At 43.4% G+C, this 19715-nt stretch carries 15 protein-coding genes, 1 tRNA gene and 1 pseudogene; 15 read left to right on the top strand and 2 right to left on the bottom strand.

Features of this window, described 5'->3' with window-relative positions; all coding sequences use genetic code 11:
* The 7 genes from NQ505_RS07090 (at position 1) to NQ505_RS07060 (ending at position 13513) form a co-directional block, all read left to right on the top strand.
* Entirely contained in the window at positions 1-1587 is a 1587-nt protein-coding gene (locus NQ505_RS07090; RefSeq protein WP_009001019.1) for a glycoside hydrolase family 31 protein, read from the top strand.
* 33 nt (positions 1588-1620) lie between these two features.
* The gene (locus NQ505_RS07085) at positions 1621-3081 is read left to right on the top strand and encodes a DUF4832 domain-containing protein (protein ID WP_009001020.1); all 1461 of its coding nucleotides are present in this window, start codon (positions 1621-1623) and stop codon (positions 3079-3081) included.
* A gap of 364 nt (positions 3082-3445) precedes the next feature.
* Positions 3446-3967, top strand: coding sequence for an NUDIX hydrolase (locus tag NQ505_RS07080; RefSeq protein ID WP_009001021.1), 522 nt, complete (start codon positions 3446-3448; stop codon positions 3965-3967).
* A gap of 70 nt (positions 3968-4037) precedes the next feature.
* The gene (locus NQ505_RS07075) at positions 4038-7055 is read left to right on the top strand and encodes a tetratricopeptide repeat protein (protein WP_009001022.1); all 3018 of its coding nucleotides are present in this window, start codon (positions 4038-4040) and stop codon (positions 7053-7055) included.
* A 21-nt stretch (positions 7056-7076) separates the two neighbouring features.
* Positions 7077-8798 carry a TonB-dependent receptor gene (locus tag NQ505_RS07070; protein WP_009001023.1) on the top strand — a complete coding sequence of 574 codons (1722 nt, stop codon included), beginning with the start codon at positions 7077-7079 and terminating at the stop codon, positions 8796-8798.
* A 272-nt stretch (positions 8799-9070) separates the two neighbouring features.
* The gene (topA, locus tag NQ505_RS07065) at positions 9071-11416 is read left to right on the top strand and encodes a type I DNA topoisomerase (RefSeq protein WP_004323094.1); all 2346 of its coding nucleotides are present in this window, start codon (positions 9071-9073) and stop codon (positions 11414-11416) included.
* Positions 11417-11488: 72 nt separating this feature from the next.
* Positions 11489-13513: an LruC domain-containing protein gene (locus NQ505_RS07060; RefSeq protein WP_009001024.1), complete on the top strand. Its 2025-nt coding sequence runs from the start codon at positions 11489-11491 to the stop codon at positions 13511-13513.
* Positions 13514-13749: 236 nt separating this feature from the next.
* On the opposite strand, the pseudogene NQ505_RS07055 reads toward NQ505_RS07060, so the two are convergent.
* Positions 13750-14070: pseudogene (locus NQ505_RS07055) on the bottom strand (low temperature requirement protein A); the annotation flags it as partial.
* Between the two features lie 398 nt (positions 14071-14468).
* On the opposite strand from NQ505_RS07055, the gene NQ505_RS07050 reads away from it, so the two are divergent.
* Positions 14469-14681, top strand: coding sequence for a hypothetical protein (locus tag NQ505_RS07050; RefSeq protein WP_004327294.1), 213 nt, complete (start codon positions 14469-14471; stop codon positions 14679-14681).
* Positions 14682-15080: 399 nt separating this feature from the next.
* On the opposite strand, the gene NQ505_RS07045 is transcribed toward NQ505_RS07050, so the two are convergent.
* A complete protein-coding gene (locus NQ505_RS07045; RefSeq protein ID WP_004327295.1) occupies positions 15081-15500 on the bottom strand; it encodes a helix-turn-helix domain-containing protein in 420 nt (139 codons plus the stop codon).
* A gap of 135 nt (positions 15501-15635) precedes the next feature.
* Here NQ505_RS07045 and NQ505_RS07040 point away from each other — a divergent pair, with 135 nt between their 5' ends.
* From NQ505_RS07040 to NQ505_RS07010, 7 genes are all read left to right on the top strand, one after another.
* A complete protein-coding gene (locus tag NQ505_RS07040) occupies positions 15636-15827 on the top strand; it encodes a hypothetical protein (protein ID WP_004327296.1) in 192 nt (63 codons plus the stop codon).
* A 10-nt stretch (positions 15828-15837) separates the two neighbouring features.
* A tRNA-OTHER gene (locus NQ505_RS07035) sits at positions 15838-15920 on the top strand.
* 26 nt (positions 15921-15946) lie between these two features.
* On the top strand, positions 15947-16147 hold the full coding sequence (locus NQ505_RS07030; protein ID WP_004327297.1) for a hypothetical protein: 201 nt from the start codon (positions 15947-15949) through the stop codon (positions 16145-16147).
* Positions 16137-16358, top strand: coding sequence for a hypothetical protein (locus NQ505_RS07025; protein ID WP_005932418.1), 222 nt, complete (start codon positions 16137-16139; stop codon positions 16356-16358). Before NQ505_RS07030 ends, NQ505_RS07025 begins: the two co-directional genes overlap by 11 nt.
* Positions 16359-16373: 15 nt before the next feature.
* Positions 16374-18413, top strand: coding sequence for a hypothetical protein (locus tag NQ505_RS07020; protein ID WP_004327299.1), 2040 nt, complete (start codon positions 16374-16376; stop codon positions 18411-18413).
* A gap of 35 nt (positions 18414-18448) precedes the next feature.
* Positions 18449-19318 carry an ATP-binding protein gene (locus NQ505_RS07015; RefSeq protein ID WP_004326989.1) on the top strand — a complete coding sequence of 290 codons (870 nt, stop codon included), beginning with the start codon at positions 18449-18451 and terminating at the stop codon, positions 19316-19318.
* Positions 19315-19713, top strand: coding sequence for a hypothetical protein (locus NQ505_RS07010; RefSeq protein WP_005932412.1), 399 nt, complete (start codon positions 19315-19317; stop codon positions 19711-19713). Before NQ505_RS07015 ends, NQ505_RS07010 begins: the two co-directional genes overlap by 4 nt.
* Positions 19714-19715 lie beyond the last annotated feature (2 nt).

The following is a 19715-nucleotide window of genomic DNA, read 5'->3' as shown; positions in this document are numbered from 1 at the left end:
ATGAAGAAATTAATCTTTAGCATCCTGGCATTCAGCCTTGCCGCAACCACCCTATCCCAACAGGTGAAAGAGATAGAAATCCTCCCCAATGAGAAATGGTGGGGAGGAGCCACTGACCTAGGCAGTCAAATGCCTTTCCGGGAGAATACAATGGAAATTGACCTGCAAACACAGAATTTCAATAATCAAACTACACCATTGCTGATTTCTAATAAAGGCCGTTATATCTGGTGCGACGGCCCCTTCCGTTTCCAGTTGAAAAACGGCAAAATCCGCATTGAATCTGCCAGAGGAACAATAGAACATACAACGGCCGGAACCACGTTGAGAGAGGCTTACCTGGCTGCTTCTAAAAAGCATTTTCCTCCATCGGAGACTCTGCCGCCCGAACTTTTCTTCTCAAAGCCTCAATACAACACATGGATAGAGCTCATATATAATCAGAATCAGGAGGACATTCTGAAGTATGCGCAAAGCATTATCGACAATGGGTTCCCCACGGGCATACTGATGATCGATGACAGCTGGCAGAAAAACTATGCCAATTTCGGGTTCAGACCGGATAAATTTCCAAATCCTAAAGCTATGGTCGATAAACTTCATTCCATGGGATTCAAAGTGATGCTGTGGGTAAGTCCGTTTGTAACACCCGATAGCGAAGAATTCAGAGACCTGCGGGCAAAAGGCTATCTGGTGAAAAAAAAAGGTAGCGACCAACCAGCAATTCTCAATTGGTGGAATGGTTCCAGTGCATGCTATGACTTGAGCAATCCGGCTGCCTACAATCATCTGCGAGAAGCTCTCCAAAAAATACAAAAGGATTATGGTATTGACGGCTTCAAGTTCGATGCAGGAGATCCGGAAAGATATCTCGCAAAAGATGTAGACGTGTTCGACCAGCAGTCATACGATACCGAGCAGACTTACTTGTGGGCAAAACTCGGACTGGAATTTCCATACAATGAGTTTCGTGCTTGCTGGAAATGGGGCGGTCAACCTTTAGTACAACGTTTAGGAGATAAGACATACTCATGGAATGGGGTTGCAAGCCTGGTTCCTTCAATGGTATCCGCCGGTTTACTGGGCTATTCGTATACTTGTCCCGACATGATCGGAGGAGGAGAATATTCCAGCTTTCTGGGCATCGACGCTTCCAGCTTTGACCAGACACTAATTGTACGCTCCTGCCAGATACATTCCATGATGCCGATGATGCAGTTCTCCGTAGCTCCCTGGCGTATTCTAAACAAAGAAAATCTGGAAACGTGTATTAAATACGCCAAATGGCACGAACAGTTGGGCGATTATATACTCTCACTGGCCAAAGAAGCATCCATTACGGGGGAACCTATCGTACGTCACATGGAATATGCTTTCCCCAATCAAGGATTTGAAGAATGTAAAAATCAATACATGTTGGGAAATAAATACTTGGTAGCCCCCATCATGTCCAGTGATAACACCCGGACTGTGAAACTCCCCAAGGGTAAGTGGAAAGATGATATGGGGAAACTCTATAAAGGAGGTAAAACCTACACCATTGATGTTCCTCTATCCAGATTACCTTGGTTTGTAGAAGTTAAGTAACAACAGAATATCCACATTTCAACATATTATCTTATGAAAAGATTCTTAATATCTCTCTTTTTCATTCCATCTTTACTGCTAACATTCTGCAGCGACAAGGTCAATTCTAAAGAAGAGCAAGAATTCCCTTTTCTTACTCCGTTGGAAGAAATGGAAAAGGTGACATACCGGCCATCCGAAGAAGTAATATGCAACCCAGAAAGAGGTTTTTTCACTCATCAGGAATATGCCACAGACAACGATCATGCCATCACTCCGGAATTCCTAAACGAATATCGTAACAAAGGAATGAGCCTTATATTCACCGCATACTATATGAGAAACTTCAAAGACAAGTTGATCTCGGAAGAATATCTGCAACGCATTCGGAACAACATGCTGGCATTAAGAAAGGGAGGAGCCAAATGCGTATTACGCTTTGCATATACCTCTTCCGAAAATGAAAAGCCCTGGGATGCTCCCTGGACACTTACCAAACAACATATCCAACAACTAAAGCCCATCTTTGATGAGTTCTCGGATGTGATTTGCGTACTCGAAGCGGGATTTGTCGGGGTATGGGGAGAATGGTATTACACTGACCATTACAATTATCAGCCTAAGAAAAATGAATATGGTCCCCGTCGTAAAGTACTGGATGCTCTTTTGAAGGTAATGCCTAAAGATAGAATGATAAGTGTACGGTATCCTGTCGCCAAGTTATTCACATTCAATCTCAACCATACTGATACCATTACACAGGAAACTGCTTACAATGGTTCCGACTTATCGCGTATCTCTTTCCACAACGACTGTTTCCTCGCAGATACGGACGATATGGGAACTTTCGGAGAAAATCCGGATTACAGGAAATTCTGGGAATGGGAAACTAAATATGTGGCGATGGGTGGCGAGACTTGTCAACTGTCTGAGTACTCAAACTGCGAGAATGCAGTAACCGACTTTGCCAAATATCACTGGTCTTATATCAATATCGATTATCATCCCGCAGTCATCAATCAATGGGAAGATGAGCATTGCATGACTGAAATTAAAAAACGTTTAGGATATCGGTTCACTCTCTCTGATGGATATTTCACCCCAAAAGGAAAAATTGGTCACCCTTATGAGATTGCGCTAAAACTACAAAATACGGGATGGGCAGCTCCATTCAATCCTAGAGATGTCGAAATCATATTTGTCCACAAAAAGAAGAAAGACAACAAGTATAAGATAAAACTTAAAGAAGACCCGCGTTTCTGGTTTCCAGGGGAACAGATCACAATCAGAGCCCAGTTCGGACTGCCAACCTCAATGCCCAGTGGCGAATATGATATATATCTGAATCTTCCGGACCCCAAACCCACCATCTCCACACGCTGGGAGTACAGCATACAGTTGGCTAACAGAGACGTATGGAACAAACAGTACGGATATAACAAAATACATAATACTATACTAATCGATGGTTCGGATGGAGAAACATTCGATGGGGAAACCTTGCAGAAATTCTAAGAAATGTTCTTAAATACAGATCTGAATTATCTGTATCATCAGTGAGAAATCACGGCTTGAAAAATTCTTAAAGCATCCTGTAATCTTTACTGATTCTTCTAAGAATTTTTCAAACCATGACAAAAATATTTCAATAATAGCTTTACCCCCTCCTATAAGTTCTCAATTTAGGGATATTGAAAAACGACCTACTCTTTTGTGTTAGCTCCCATAGGCTGGATTCTACACTACAATCTGTACTTTCCGCAACATTTCCAGACCGATTATCACTATTTCGACGAACAGTCGAAAATGTTTGTTGTTTCTGCTTTTTTGCGTACTTTTGTCACAGAAAACAAGAAACATCGTTTTACTATAAAGAATCATGGAACATCCTCTTGCCCAATTCCTATATTGCCCTGAATGTGGTTCCTCTCATTTTGAGGTCAACAACGAGAAATCTAAAAAATGTGCAGATTGCGGCTTTGCCTATTATTTCAATCCTTCTGCTGCTACAGTAGCACTCATCTTGAATGAGAAAAACGAACTGCTTGTCTGCCGACGTGCCAAAGAGCCAGCCAAAGGGACTCTCGACCTACCCGGCGGATTCATCGATATGAATGAAACAGGCGAAGAAGGTGTTGCCCGCGAAGTACTGGAAGAAACAGGGCTGAAAGTTAAAAAAGCCGTTTACCAGTTCACACTTCCCAATATTTATATTTATTCAGGTTTTCCTGTACATACTCTCGATATGTTTTTCCTCTGCACTGTAGAAGACATGAGCCATTTCTCCGCCATGGATGATGTAGCAGATTCTTTCTTCCTACCTCTCTCCGAGATTCATCCGGAAGATTTTGGACTAGATTCTATCCGGCGAGGACTTAAAAAGTTCTTATCTGGCAGATAATTCGTTAAAATATAACAAACTACAGAAACATATCCCCTTTCATTCTGTACTTTTGCATAAACACCCGATTATGAAAAAAGAAATTACTAGACTCATTTGTGCGGCTATCTGCTGCACGCCTATGATAGGATTTGCCCAGACAAGTGATAAGTTCACTTCGACCGACAACCTTTATAAAGAAGGGAAAGAACTTTTCCAGGAAAAAAATTATGCCGCTGCCCTGCCGGCACTGAAAGCATTTGTAAAACAAAAGCCTGCCGCCAGCCTTCTTCAAGACGCAGAATACATGCTGGCCAGTTCCGCTTATGAACTGAAAGACAAGAACCGGATCGAAATCCTGCGCAAGTATCTCGACCGCTATCCAGACACTCCTTACGCCAACCGTATTTATGCACTATTAGCCTCCTGCTATTTCTATGAAGGAAAATATGACGAAGCACTGGCACTCTTCAACTCTGCCGACCTCGGTCTACTGGGTAATGAGGAACGGGATGACTGCACTTACCAATTGGCTACCTGTTATCTGAAAACCGATAATCTACGAGAAGCAGCAATTTGGTTTGAAACATTGCGCGCCAACAGTCCCAAATATGCCAAAGACTGTGATTATTATCTCTCTTATATCCGCTATACGCAAAAACGCTATAACGAAGCACTGAAAGGTTTCCTGCCGTTACAGGACGATTCGAAGTACAAGGCACTTGTCCCCTATTACATTGCCGAAATTTATGCACAACTTCAAAACTACGATAAGGCACAGATTGTAGCACAAAACTATCTGTCGGCCTATCCAAATAACGAGCATGCCGCAGAGATGTATCGCATTCTGGGAGATGCCTACTACCACTTCGGACAATATCACCAAGCTGTAGAAGCATTCAACAATTACCTGAACAAAGATCATTCGGCTCCACGCCGCGATGCTCTTTATATGTTAGGGCTCTCCTACTATCAGACGAAAGTCTATTCCAAAGCAGCCGAAACATTAGGCAAAGTCACAACTGCCAATGATGCCCTTACTCAAAATGCATACCTCCACATGGGGCTCTCTTATCTGCAACTCGCAGAAAAAAGCAAAGCCCGCATGGCTTTCGAACAGGCAGCCGCCTCCAGTGCTAATATGCAAATCAAGGAACAGGCAGCCTACAATTACGCTCTTTGCCTGCATGAAACTTCCTTCTCCGCTTTCGGCGAATCCGTCACTGCCTTCGAGAAGTTCCTGAATGAATTCCCGACTTCTCCTTACGCTGAAAAAGTCAGCAGCTATTTGGTAGAAGTTTACATGAATACCCGCAGTTATGATGCAGCCCTGAAATCCATCGACCGGATAGCCAAACCAAGCGCACAAATATTGGAAGCCAAACAGAAAATCCTATTCCAACTAGGTACACAAGCATTTGCTAATGCTGATTTCACACAGGCTCTTAAATATCTGAATCAATCCATCGCCATCGGACAATACAACCGGCAGACCAAAGCAGACGCTTACTACTGGTGCGGTGAATCTTACTATCGCCTCAACCGAATGACGGAAGCAACCCGTGACTTCAACGCTTACCTGCAACTCACCACCCAGCCCAATAACGAAATGTACGCACTTGCCAACTACAACCTAGGGTATATCGCTTTCCACCGCAAAGACTATACACAGGCAAGCAATTATTTCCAAAAGTACATCCAACTGGAAAAAGGTGAAAATACAACCGCGCTTGCCGATGCCTACAACCGTATCGGTGACTGTTACCTGCATGTACGCAGCTTCGAAGAAGCCAAACATTACTACTCACAAGCGGAACAAATGAATACTCCTTCCGGCGACTATTCTTTCTATCAACTCGCTCTCGTATCGGGACTACAGAAAGATTATTCCGGCAAAATCACTTTATTAAACCGACTGGTGGGTAAATATCCTTCTTCTCCTTATGCAGTAAATGCCATTTATGAGAAAGGGCGTTCTTATGTCCTGATGGATAACAACAATCAAGCCATTACCTCTTTCAAAGAATTGCTAAGCAAATACCCCGAAAGTCCTGTCAGCCGGAAAGCCGCTGCAGAAATCGGATTATTGTACTATCAGAAAGGAGACTACAATCAGGCTATCGGAGCTTACAAGGAAGTAATCGAAAAATATCCGGGCAGCGAAGAAGCCCGCCTTGCCATGCGTGACTTGAAATCTATTTATGTAGACCTGAACCGCATCGACGAATTTGCAGCTTTAGCAAATGCCATGCCGGGACATATCCGTTTCGATGCCAATGAACAAGACTCACTTACGTATGCCGCTGCAGAAAAGATTTATATAAAAGGCCGGATGGAAGAAGCCAAAACAAGTCTCAACAAATACTTGCAGACTTTCCCGGAAGGTGCTTTCAGCTTGAATGCGCATTATTACCTCTGCCTGATTGGTAACGAACAGAAGAATTACGATATGGTTCTTCTCCATTCCGGTAAGTTATTGGAGTATCCTAACAACCCATTTGCAGAAGAAGCACTAATCTTGCGTGCCGAAGTGCAGTTCAACCAACAAAATATGGCTGAAGCACTAGCTAGCTATAAAATGCTGAAAGAAAAAGCAACTAACGTAGAACGTCGCCAACTTGCCGAAACAGGTATTTTGCGTTGCGCCTTCCTGTTGAGAGATGACATAGAAACCATCCATGCAGCTACCGACCTGCTTGCAGAAGCCAAACTTAGTCCAGAGTTAAGGAACGAAGCTCTTTATTACCGTGCTAAAGCCTACACCAAGCAAAAGGCTGACAAAAAAGCACTGGAAGATTATCGTGAACTGGCAAAAGATACACGTAACTCTTACGGTGCCGAAGCAAAATATCAGGTTGCACAATCACTCTATGATGCAAAAGAATATGCCGCTGCAGAGAAAGAATTGCTCAACTATATAGAACAGAGCACACCTCATGCTTATTGGCTGGCACGTAGTTTTGTCCTTCTGTCCGATGTTTACCACGCTACAGGTAAAGATCTGGATGCACGTCAGTATCTGTTAAGTTTGCAACAGAATTACCAGGGTAATGACGATATTCAAAGCATGATTGAAAGCAGACTTCGTAAATTGAAAGTTGAGAATTGAGAATTAAATAAATAGCAAAGTATGAAACGATCTCATTATATAATAGGAGGGCTCGCATTGGCAATCTCAATGCCATCCTGCCTTCAAGCCCAAACGACCCAACCGAAGGATACGACAATGAACCGCACGGTCATTGTGGAACAAGAATATAATCCGGACATTATGGATGCTTCGAAAGTGAACGTCCTTCCTAAAGTAGAAGAACCGACAGTGAGCAAGAAAGAGGTCGAATATGCTACGACATTCTTTCCGGCTACTTCTGTTCCGGCAGGTCTGATGCGTCCCTATACCGGAAAAGAAATTCAGCCAGGCACTACTCCCGGATATGTACGTGCCGGATATGGCAATTATGGCAATTTAGATGTTCTTGCCAATTATCTATTCCGCCTGTCGAAGAAAGATAAGCTGAATATTCGTTTCCAAATGGATGGAATGGATGGTAAGTTAACTCTTCCTTTCACAGATGGAGAGAAATGGAATGCTTTCTACTACCGCACACGTGCTAATGTGGATTATACACATCAATTTAATAAATTGGATTTAAATATTGCCGGAAACTTCGGATTGAGCAACTTCAACTTCCAACCGGGGAGCGTAAACAGCAAACAGAAATTCACATCCGGTGACTTTCATGCAGGCATTCATTTCATTGATGAGACTGCACCACTGCGTTTCAATGCAGAAACAAATCTGTTGATGTATGAACGTCAGCATAACATGTTCAATGAATCTGAAGCCAATACAGGTATCAAGGAGACAATCATACGTACCAAAGGTGATGTCACGGGAGCTATCGGTGACCAACAATTAATAACTATCGCTTTGGAAATGAACAATCTTCTCTACAGCGGATATACAAAGAATGTTTCCACCGGAGATGAATATTTCAAGAACTACACAACGCTTCTTCTAAATCCATATTATGAACTGGATAATGATGACTGGAAATTGCATATCGGAGCCAATGTAGATTTATCTTTCGGATTTGATAAGTCTTTCCGTATTTCACCCGATATCACTGCACAGTATATTTTTTCTGATAGCTACATTGTTTATGCAAAAGCAACTGGCGGTAAGCAACTGAATGATTTCCGCAGATTAGAAAACATCTGTCCTTACGGTGAACTGCCGGAGGCAAATACCACTGCTACTTTGGGATATGTACAACGTCCTTATGATACTTACGAGCAAATCAACGGTAGTATCGGATTCAAAGCAAGCCCTTATCCGGGACTTTGGTTCAACGTGTTCGGTGGTTATCAGAATCTAAAGAACGACTTATCTTATTTAGGTTTTGACCCGAGTAATCTTCATTCAGGCTCTTATCTTTCTTTTGCTCAAGATAATACAGACAATCTCTACCTTGGCGGTGAAATCAGTTACGATTACAAAGATATCCTCGGAATATCAGCTAAATATACTTACCGTAATTGGGACAGCAAAACAGAGGAATATCTGTTGGCTGTGAAACCTGTCAGTGAAATGTCTTTCAATGTACGTATTCATCCGATCTCTGCTCTTAACATAAATCTGGGTTATGATTACATCAACCGGAAAGAAGTGAAAGAGTATGCAAAAATGACCGCAATTAATGATTTGCATATCGGAGCCAGCTATAATGTATTCAAAGGAGTATCCGTTTATGCGCAAGTACATAACCTGCTGAACAAGAAATATCAATATTATTTGGGTTATCCTACGGAAGGATTCAATTTCCTGGGAGGATTGAGTTTCCGGTTCTAAGGAAAATAGACAGAATATAATAAAAACACAATATGCCCATCCCGTACTATTCGAGATGGGCATATTGCATTAAATATCATCTTATTTCATTTTAACATATACCACCGAACATCCTGAATCAAATTTTAAGATTTACCATATTAGCCTTTACCTTCACAGATGTAAATTTCAAGATTTTATTAAATTCTCCTTATAATATAAGGTAGGGAGAATCTTTTTTTTTACTTTTGTCCCCGAATATTGTGGTACAAGCCATTATAAAAGAAAGAATTATGCAGAAAAACCTTGTCATTGTCGAGTCTCCGGCAAAAGCAAAAACGATTGAAAAGTTTCTTGGGAAAGATTTTAAAGTCCTTTCTAGTTACGGACACATACGCGATCTGAAGAAAAAAGAATTCAGCATCGACGTAGAGAAGAATTTTACACCTAGCTACGAAATCCCGGCAGACAAAAAGGCTCTGGTTAACACACTGAAGACAGAAGCTAAAGACGCAGAAACCGTATGGCTCGCATCCGATGAGGACCGCGAAGGAGAAGCGATCGCCTGGCACCTGTATGAGGTCTTAAAACTAAAACCGGAAAACACAAAACGAATCGTATTTCATGAAATTACGAAAAGCGCTATTTTAAAAGCAATTGAACAACCACGCGACATTGACCTCAACCTCGTAAATGCACAGCAAGCACGACGGATTCTGGACCGTATCGTAGGTTTCGAACTCTCTCCCGTGCTTTGGAGAAAAGTGAAACCGGCACTTTCTGCCGGACGTGTTCAGTCTGTTGCTGTCCGCCTGATCGTTGAACGTGAACGCGAAATACATGCTTTCCAAACGGAAGCTGCTTATCGCATCACTGCCGTATTCCTCGTTCCAGACACAGACGGAAAACTGGTGGAGATGAAAGCTGAACTGGCTCGCCGTATTAAAACAAAAGAAGAAGCAAAAGCTTTCCTCAACGCATGTCAGGGAGCAAGCTTTGCCATCGACGATATTACTACCCGCCCGGTCAAGAAAACGCCTCCTGCTCCATTCACAACATCTACGTTGCAACAGGAAGCCGCACGCAAACTGGGATATACCGTAGCGCAGACCATGATGCTCGCGCAACGCTTATACGAATCGGGATTCATCACTTATATGCGTACAGACTCTGTCAACCTCTCGGAATTTGCGACAGCAGGCAGTAAAGACGCTATCATCAAAATGATGGGTGACCGCTACGTACACCCCCGTCATTTCGAAACAAAGACTAAGGGTGCACAAGAAGCGCATGAGGCTATCCGTCCTACCTATATGGAAAACCAGTCCGTTGAAGGAACAGCACAGGAAAAGAAACTGTACGACTTGATATGGAAACGCACCATTGCCTCACAAATGGCAGATGCGGAACTGGAAAAGACAACTGCTACCATAACAATAAGTGGCAGCAGCGATGTATTTACAGCCATCGGCGAAGTGATTAAGTTCGACGGATTCCTGCGTGTATACCGTGAATCTTATGATGATGACAACGAACAGGAAGATGAGAGCCACCTGCTTCCTCCTCTGAAAAAAGGTCAGAAGTTGGAACACGGCCCTATCATCGCAACCGAACGTTTCACCCAACGTCCTCCACGCTATACGGAAGCAAGTCTTGTACGCAAGTTGGAAGAACTGGGTATCGGACGTCCGTCTACGTATGCACCTACTATCTCTACCATCCAACAACGCGAATATGTGGAGAAAGGTAATAAAGACGGGGAAGAACGGCAGTTTAATGTCATGACATTGAAAGATCGTCAGATTAAGGATGAAAACCATACTGAAATTACCGGTGCAGAAAAGGCTAAGTTATTCCCAACGGATACCGGCACTGTGGTAAATGATTTCCTTACCGAATATTTCCCGGACATTCTGGATTTCAACTTTACCGCTAGCGTAGAAAAGGAATTTGACGAGATTGCAGAAGGAGAAGTGAAATGGACTTCTATCATGAAGAATTTCTATGATAAGTTCCATCCGTCTGTAGAAAATACATTGGCTATCAAGACGGAACATAAAGTAGGCGAACGTATTCTTGGAGAAGAACCGGGAACAGGTAAGACTGTTTCTGTTAAGATTGGTCGCTTCGGTCCTGTTGTACAGATTGGTACTGTAGAAGATGAAGAAAAACCACGCTTTGCACAAATGAAGAAAGGTCAATCCATGGAAACCATCACTTTGGAAGAAGCACTGGAATTATTCAAATTACCTCGTACACTGGGCGAATATGAAGGAAAATCAGTAAGTGTAGGTGTAGGCCGTTTCGGTCCGTATGTCCTGCACAATAAGGTATATGTATCGCTCCCGAAAACACTTGACCCGATGGAAATTACTTTGGAAGAGGCTGAACAGCTGATTCTGGAGAAACGCCAGAAAGAAGCGGAACGCCACATCAAAACGTTTGAAGAGGAGCCGGAACTTGAGATTCTGAACGGACGTTACGGACCTTATATTACCTATAAGGGTTCCAATTATAAAATTCCTAAAGATATCGTCCCACAAGATTTGAGTTTAGCTAGCTGTTTGGAACTCATCAAATTACAAGATGAAAAAGGACCAGCGACCACAAAAAAAGGACGATTCGCAAAAAAGAAATAAAAAAACTAGAAAAAGAGCAAATTATATAATTAAATGTATATATTTGCTCTTTATCTTTTAATACACAAACTTATGAAGCAAACAATTTTAAAGTATTTAATGATAGGAGTACTTGTCATATCTTCCATCAGTTGCATGGACAAAGAGCGTGACTTATCCTGGGAGAGAAGGCATATGCCAAAAGAAGCATACTTCGACTTCAACATGACCCAAGCTGTTGCTTTGGATGTTGATTATTGTTTTAAAAGCGACAATTATCGTGTCCTTTTTGATATTTACGATCAAGATCCCATTGAATACTCAGCTGATGGCACCGTGTCCCAAAAGGGCATAGAGCCTATCTACCGTGCAGTTACAGACGAAGAAGGCAAATTCAGCGGAGAGATGAATATTCCGGCAGACATCTCGGAAGTATGGTTATCATCGGATTATTTAGCCACCGCATCTCCTCTAAAACTAACGATTGACGACAGTCGTCGACTTTCATTTAATCAAGATGCATATATCACTACCTTACGTTCACAAACGGCATCAAAAACCAGAGGAGTGACCGTGAACCAACATACCTATCTAAAAGAATGGAATGTTCTTCCCGATGCAGACTGGGATGACAGCGGAAGACCAACCAACCTGGAAGCCAAAATAAATATACCTCCAGCAGATGTACTATACAACATCAAGTATGTTTTCAGAAAGGTTACAGTCAAAGATGAAAACGGTAAAAGCAAGGTTATGAACATCAGTCAGAATTATCCGGAGTTTTTTGATGGTACCATTAAAATGACTTCAGATATTCCAATTGTTAACCCGACCGAAGTGAGCCTCGTATTTATAACCAGCTCTGCTGCATGGTACAATACAGTTGGATATTACACCTATCCTACCAACAATCCGCCCCAGAGCGCGAGTGATGTAAAACAAATAATTGCATTTCCAAACACCTCTCCTATTTACAAGACTTTAGGAGCAGGAGCATTAGTGTGTGGCGAAGAAATAAAACTCAAATATTGGAATGAAGAGACACAGGAATACGAGGACAAATTTCCTGCAGGAGTCACCATTGGCTGGTGCTTGCAAGGTATGGGATTCAAGAGCAAACTCACCTCTGAAACAGATAAAGACAAAGTGGGTGATATCATAAAAGGTATGGGGGCACGCTACTCCACCAGGAATCTAAACACGAATAATACACAAAGAACTGTATCTCTCCGTGATTCCAAGTCCGGACAGATTGTAGCAGTAGGATTCGAAGATAATATTGACTTCGATTATGCAGATGCCATCTTCTATATTCATACGTCAGAAAAGAATGCTATTGACCCGGCATTGCCTGCACTGCCTGAGGACCCCGAAGCAATCCCCGAGCAATATAAAATTTCTTATTCCGGTACACTGGCTTTTGAAGACTTATGGCCTAAACTAGGTGATTACGATATGAATGACGTTATGGTAAAGTACACCAGTACAATGACCCGAAACGCTCTTGACAATCGCATTTACGAAATAGAAGACAAGTTTATCTTACAGCACTGTGGCGGTTATCTGCAAAACGGGTTTGGATATCAATTCCACAAGCTCTCAAACAGCAATGTCAAGAGTGTAAAAATAACGGGGCCTGATGCCAATGGTTTATCAAGTTCTATATACATGGAAGGAAAAGAAACAGAGCCTGGACAGTCTCACCCAACCATTTTGTTGTATGACGACATGACCAAATTCAAAAATATCACTGATGAATCAAAAAAAGAATATACTGTAACCATCACGCTTGATGGAGCCAGTGAGAAAGATGTGGTACCTCCTTATAATCCGTTTATCTTCATCAGTTCCAATGAGGGTAGAGGCAAAGAATTACATCTGATGAATTATCCCCCGACTGACAAAGCCGACTTATCAATACTGGGAACCGGAAAAGACATCTACAGACCGGAAGAAGGGATGTATTATGTTTCTGCAGACTTGATGCCGTTTGCTATCAATATGCCGGTAAGTAATCTCCCAGTTCCAGAGGAAGGGAAACGAATCGATCAATCATATCCCAAGTTCTCAGGATGGGTATCATCGAATGGGAAACAAAATAAAGATTGGTACAAATAAAGATTGATACGATTTAAATAAGAACAGGCCGGATATTGTACGGAATCGTTATCGGGACTTCGCATTGCGAACCGTCGATGAAAAATACATAATAGACATCCGTTTATAAAGGCGAAAATTACACAGTTCACACAACTTCTTGAATACTTACCAAGAATTCGTGTGAACTGTGTTTTTATTTTAAGCCACCATACAATAGGATATAAGTATTATCTGTTATAAATGGGCTTTTATTATTAAATCTTCGGCTCCCATTTTATCTTAAAACCTTTATTAGGGAATAGCATATCAAACACAATCACGAATATAAAAACAGATGTCACCAAGATATTCATCGTCAATAAAGAAATGTGATAAGGCCAGGGAAGCAGTAAAGCCAAAGCTATTACAGCAATAATATGTGATAAAGGAAGCATACGACACGTGACGTATTTATAGATACTATTTGCCAGAATATAAACGATTGGTCCGATAATCAGAACAAAAACGACTTCCGCTCTCATTTCTTGCTCGGGATGGGCAACAATCAGTTCGTCTCCTACCGCACAAATAATCAATTAAGGGGGGAGAAACGATGCGTGTCAAAGTTCGGTCGGTCTGAAAATATCTGATTGCTTTGGTTTTCAAAGCGTTAGAACGGGGTAGGAGTGAGCTGGGTGGAAAAACGAAGCGTTTACATCGCTTTACATCGAGCTTACATTTGAACCTTGTTTGAACGCCGTTCAAATGAATCTCTTTACATTAGGAGTGGAGTAGGGGAGAATTCAGGCAGTATGGTATTATTTCACTCCGATGCTTTGCCCAGGCCATACTTCCATATACAAAGATAACCAAATGGTGTAATTTATGCAAGTGGAGTAGGGGAGCGCTTCGCTTCTCTCCTATTTTTATTTATTAAAATTATTCCATATAGCTGATATTTGGTATATTTGCAGTGAAATAAATACTATATATCATGAGTAAAGTTATCCATGTACATTTGATTTTTGAGAAAAAGAACATCTACTTTGGTAGTATATCGGCCATTTTTGAAACTCTGACGGAGAAACAGGTCGGAATCACTAAGAGTAGTCTTTTACATGCTGGACTGGTTGATGACATTGCCAAATACACGAAACGTGCAATGATTATTCAGTCTCGCTTGATAACATGTACCAGAAAGGGATAAAATGCCTTAGAACGCAATTAAAAGCCGCAAAAGCGGCTTTTTTTGCCCTTATAAGTGTCAAACTATGATGGAAGGCTGTATTTATCCGTTTGAACGCTTTGAACGTCTTAAAAAGTGGAAAGGTTATTCACTTGCTTATTCATTTGGTTATTCATTTAAGCTATTACAAAAACGAAATGTTTTGATTGCTTATTCATTTGGTTATTCATTTTTGTGCCTATTTTGTTCTAATAAAACGGGGAAATATCTTTTTTTTATTTGGTATTCATCGGTTTTTATAATATTGTAGGGGGTAAATTGTATATAGATAATATTTATTTACTCCCCTGTATTTTTATATATTCTGCTGTAAAATAGTGATTTAACTGTTTTTACCTCCCTTTCCCCATAAAACACGTTTTAGATGGCATTGGCAACCGTAGAATCGCTTGCATCCGAAACACGCCCCGACTTGTCCTGTTTAAGTTGTGTAATTGTCTGTTTGAGCATCCCTATTTCCTCTGCCATTTCTCGAATGGTGGAGTCTTTTTCCCTTAAAACATCCAGAAGCTCCCTAAAATTATTGTTAGCTGTTTCTGGAGGAGCTGTTTCCGTTACTACTGGTGTAATTTTTTCGGCTTCTATATCTTTTAAAAGAAAGTCGTCGATTGATATTCTAAAAAACTTAGATATTTCACATAACAAACTCAATTTAGGTTCTGTATTACCCAGTTCATAGTTTGACATTGTACCTTTTTTGATGCCCAGAAACTCAAATTCATCTAATTTAAGTCCCCTACTCTCCCTTAGATATCTAAGATTCTTAGAAAAAACGCTCATAAATCTAAATTATTTGGATTAACACTTTGTTGTCTAAGAAACTTAGACTATATTTGCCACGTGATTAAAGTTTAAACACGCCCCAAAGCTACAAAAAAGGCTTGAGGTAACAATGAGAATTTAAAAAGAAGCAAAATGGAAGTAAAATTTAAAAAGGGACAAAGTGTGAGAATCACCAAGAGAAATGGTGAGATCATTGATGGTATAGTTCGTGACTGGGATTATAACATTTGTACGTTCGTGCGGGAATATAATATCGATTATATGAAAAATGGTCAGGTTTGGACTGTAATATGTGTTCCGGAGGATGCGATAAAGGAGCTTTAATAATTTTCTCGGGCAGTTAGTTCAGCTGGTAGAACAAACTAAACTCCTATAATGGAGAGGTTATGGTCCGCGGTTCGAATCCGCGACTGCCCACTACGATAATTTAAATATTAGATAGTATGAAAGAACGAATAGTTGTAGAATACGGTGAGGTGAATAAAATTGCCGAACTGATGGGCTGTACAAACGTGATGGTGAGTCATGCGCTTGCCTTCCGTAAGAACAGCAAACTGGCCCGTTCCATTCGTAAGCTCGCCATTGAGCGCGGTGGATCCAAAGTAGGTGGTAATCCTCAAAATACAAGTAGCCATGAAAAATGATTTGATGACATTGTTCAGCGACCAGCTGCACTGGTTTGCTCGTCTGAAACGAAAACAGCGCTTTTGCGTGCTTTACTTCTGTATGAGTTTCGGGATCCTGCTCTCTATTTTTTTTATTAATCCGCTGCTGGAACTTCTCGTAGTGTTGAATTTCGGGATCTCCGTGCGGCTGCTGAAGAAGCATGTCCCTTTGAATGATTTAGAGGATTGATAATCAAGCTGGGAGATGGAATACTTTGATAATATATTGTGTGTAACTTACAAAGAGTTGCTGGATATAATGCCCAAAGGCACTTTGAATAGCCAGCTGTCCCGAGAAAAACTGGATGTCGTTTCCCGTGGCGGTGGTGAAAATAATCCGGCTCTGTATGCCTATTCCTCCCTTCCCGAGAAATACAAGAAACGTTGGGTTGAGCGTCATGGCGAACCCGAGAAACAAATGAGACAGGAAATGATCCGTAACATAGTGAAGAAAGACGAGAAGGCCGAGAACTTTTTCGAGGATTACCGTTACGACAAGAACGGTGAGATGGTCGCTCTTCCCGAGGATGTGAAGAAGGAATACACCTGGAACGCTTCGGTGCTGAACGCGTTGATGGAAGAGTTCAAACGCTTGAGTTCATCCAATAACAAGCTGACCGGTTTCCGCCGTAACCTTTGGGAACTTCTGCTTGTCACGAGTGAGGAATGGCGTCCGGTGTACGGGCACAGTCTTCCGGGCAGTGTGGGGCGTTTGAAAGCCCTGATAAACAAGTTCCGTCCCGACAACTACGGTGTGCTTGTGAGCGGTAAATACGGCAACAGCAACACGCTGAAGATCGAGGAGGACGGCGGGCGTTACCTTGTAGCATTGAAACGCAGCCGCGTTCCGGTTTATACTGACATGGAGATCTTCGAGGAGTACAACCGTGTCGCTCCGGAACGTGGCTGGAAGCCCCTGAAGAGTCCCCGCAGCCTCCGCGAATGGTTCAACAGCCCGCGTGTCGAACCTCTGTGGTACGATGCCGTTTATGGGGAAATGAAGGCACACCAGCGTTATGACCGCAAGCACCGGACCATCCTTCCGGGCCGTCGTGACAGCCTTTGGTATGGCGACGGCACGAAGCTGAACCTCTACTATCGTGACGAGAACGGAAACAAGTGCACTACAAGCGTGTACGAGGTGGTGGATGCCTATAGTGAAGTCCTGCTCGGTTATTACATCAGCGACAACGAGGACTATATCGCCCAGTACCATGCTTTCCGCATGGCTATCCAGACGAGCCGGCACAAACCCTACGAGATCGTGTGCGACAACCAGGGCGGTCATAAGAAGAACGCGGCGCTGGGCCTTTTCTCGAAGATCAGCCGTATCCACCGCCCGACAGCTCCGTATAATGGCGAATCTAAGACGATTGAGAACATTTTCTACCGCTTCCAGAGCCAGGTATTGAAGAAACGTTTCGGTTTCACCGGGCAGAATATTACGGCAAAGAGAGATACAAGCCGTCCGAATTTGGAATTCATCAACGCGAACATCGACTCCCTCCCCACATTGGAGGAACTGAAGGAACAGTATGCCGCCGCCCGTGAGCAGTGGAATTCAATGAAACACCCTGCCACCGGCATCTCCCGGATTGAGATGTACAATACCAGCGTGAACGAGGCTACCGATGCGGTAAGTGTGTCGGATATGGTGGAGATGTTCTGGTACACGACCGAGAAACCGTCGCTGTTCACCGCCAACGGTATCGAGATCACGGTACAGGGAAAGAAATACCCTTACGAGGTTTTCTCCGCCCCCGGTGAGCCTGATCTGGAATGGCGCCGACGTAACACCTACAAGAAGTTCTATGTCCAGTACGATCCTTATGACATGAGCAGCGTACGTCTGCTGTACAAGGATAAGGGCGGAGCGATGCGCTTTGAGTGTGTGGCTTCGTTCCCGCTGATGATCCACCGTGCCCAGCAGGAGCAGACGGAAGCCGAGAAACGTTTCATCCGCGCCCAGCAGGAGGCCGTCATCAACGAGCGTATAAACCGCCAGGTCGTTGCCAAGGACATCGAGTACGAACATGGTGTCGCACCGGAACAGAACGGTCTGCGTACCCCTGACCTGAAAGGTCTCGGAAAGGAGGCGCAACGCCAGATTGACCGTCGCACAAGAAAATACAGCCAGCCGGCCCGTCCTTCCATCGGCCGAGACATGAAAGTCATCAGCAACGTGACATGGGACAGCTTTGAGAAGAAGGAAGTGAGCATCCGCAAGGTGGTCGGGAAATTATAAGGAACAGATTTATAACAAGATAAAAAATATTGATTATGGAAATTACAATGAAAGAAAAGGACGCCATCAGTGAAAGCCTCCGGGCTTACGTGGCGAAATACCCGAGCCAGACGAAGGCTGCTGGCAGCCTGAAGGGGGTTAGTGTAGGTACTGTTAGCAATATCCTGAATGGCCGTTATGAGAATATCAGCGACGAGATGTTCCGTAATGTCGCCTCGCAGGTCGGTGGTGTAAGCGCTACCGGCTGGCAGATCGTGGAGACCGGTGCTTACCAGGAGATCACGGCTGTACTCTCCGATGCGCAGCGCTGGCGCAATGTTACCTGGGTGACCGGCGAGGCCGGTTGTGGCAAGAGTACCACCGCCCGTGTTTACCTCCAGGAGCATAAGGAGGTTTTCTATATCCTCTGCTCTGAGGACATGAAGAAAGGTGACTTTGTCCGCGAGATCGCCCGTACGGTCGGAATCCGGACCGAAGGGTATAATATCCGTGAGGTGTGGGGGCTTATATTGGATGACATCATCCAGATGGACGCGCCCCTGCTGGTGTTCGACGAGGCGGACAAGCTGACCGAACCGGTGTTCCACTATTTCATCAGCCTGTACAACAAGCTGGAGGAGAAATGCGGTGTCGTGTTCTTGAGTACCGATTATATTGCCAAGCGCATCAGCAACGGCTTGCGGTACCAGAAGCCCGGCTACAAGGAGTTCTACAGCCGTATCGGACGGAAATTTTATGAGTTGGAGCCTACGGACGTGAACGACGTGTTTGCGATCTGTTCCGCCAACGGTGTGACTGACAGGAAAGACATCGATAAGGTGATAAAGGAGGCTTCGACATGTGACTTTGATTTGCGGCGTGTGAGGAAGTCCATTCACAAGGTGAAACGCATGACGGGGGAATGACCCCCGTTCAAATACCGTTCAAACGTAATTTTAAGGATATGGAAAACAAATTTGAATACTTAAAGATCGACGGTCGCGAGCAGCTTCCCGCTCCCTGGAGCGATTACCCAGTCTTGAGGGAATACGAGACGGTGACCGTTTACCGGAATGGTCGCGACTACCTGGACGCCCTTGTGGGACAGCAGGACGGCTGGTGGGTTGCCGGCGTTCACATGGAGGTGGGCGGTTCCGGCGGTGGTTTCAACCCGGGACGTAAATGGGGACAGTTTGCCACCCGTGAGAATGCCCTTTTGTGGGCACTCGGCAGGATGCTCTGCCACGAGAAACTGCGGGGTGCCGCACGGCAGGCCGTACTTGACCGAATTGACAATATCCGACAACTAACACTGTTCTGACC

Origin of the sequence: Bacteroides sp. D2, assembly GCF_025147085.1 — a bacterium.
Classification (GTDB): domain Bacteria; phylum Bacteroidota; class Bacteroidia; order Bacteroidales; family Bacteroidaceae; genus Bacteroides.
The sequence above is the reverse complement of the archived record's forward strand: the minus strand, read 5'-3'. Positions and strand labels throughout refer to the sequence as shown.

What these genes read in the sequence shown, in the direction of transcription:
- NQ505_RS07010 (WP_005932412.1), top strand. Translation starts at nt 19,315, where the DNA reads ATGACCCCCGTTCAAATACCGTTCAAACGTAATTTTAAGGATATGGAA.
- NQ505_RS07070 (WP_009001023.1), top strand. Translation starts at nt 7,077, where the DNA reads ATGAAACGATCTCATTATATAATAGGAGGGCTCGCATTGGCAATCTCA.
- NQ505_RS07015 (WP_004326989.1), top strand. Translation starts at nt 18,449, where the DNA reads ATGGAAATTACAATGAAAGAAAAGGACGCCATCAGTGAAAGCCTCCGG.
- NQ505_RS07020 (WP_004327299.1), top strand. Translation starts at nt 16,374, where the DNA reads ATGGAATACTTTGATAATATATTGTGTGTAACTTACAAAGAGTTGCTG.
- NQ505_RS07040 (WP_004327296.1), top strand. Translation starts at nt 15,636, where the DNA reads ATGGAAGTAAAATTTAAAAAGGGACAAAGTGTGAGAATCACCAAGAGA.
- NQ505_RS07030 (WP_004327297.1), top strand. Translation starts at nt 15,947, where the DNA reads ATGAAAGAACGAATAGTTGTAGAATACGGTGAGGTGAATAAAATTGCC.
- NQ505_RS07075 (WP_009001022.1), top strand. Translation starts at nt 4,038, where the DNA reads ATGAAAAAAGAAATTACTAGACTCATTTGTGCGGCTATCTGCTGCACG.
- NQ505_RS07085 (WP_009001020.1), top strand. Translation starts at nt 1,621, where the DNA reads ATGAAAAGATTCTTAATATCTCTCTTTTTCATTCCATCTTTACTGCTA.
- NQ505_RS07060 (WP_009001024.1), top strand. Translation starts at nt 11,489, where the DNA reads ATGAAGCAAACAATTTTAAAGTATTTAATGATAGGAGTACTTGTCATA.
- NQ505_RS07025 (WP_005932418.1), top strand. Translation starts at nt 16,137, where the DNA reads ATGAAAAATGATTTGATGACATTGTTCAGCGACCAGCTGCACTGGTTT.
- NQ505_RS07080 (WP_009001021.1), top strand. Translation starts at nt 3,446, where the DNA reads ATGGAACATCCTCTTGCCCAATTCCTATATTGCCCTGAATGTGGTTCC.
- NQ505_RS07090 (WP_009001019.1), top strand. Translation starts at nt 1, where the DNA reads ATGAAGAAATTAATCTTTAGCATCCTGGCATTCAGCCTTGCCGCAACC.
- NQ505_RS07050 (WP_004327294.1), top strand. Translation starts at nt 14,469, where the DNA reads ATGAGTAAAGTTATCCATGTACATTTGATTTTTGAGAAAAAGAACATC.
- topA (WP_004323094.1), top strand. Translation starts at nt 9,071, where the DNA reads ATGCAGAAAAACCTTGTCATTGTCGAGTCTCCGGCAAAAGCAAAAACG.
- NQ505_RS07045 (WP_004327295.1), bottom strand. Translation starts at nt 15,500, where the DNA reads ATGAGCGTTTTTTCTAAGAATCTTAGATATCTAAGGGAGAGTAGGGGA.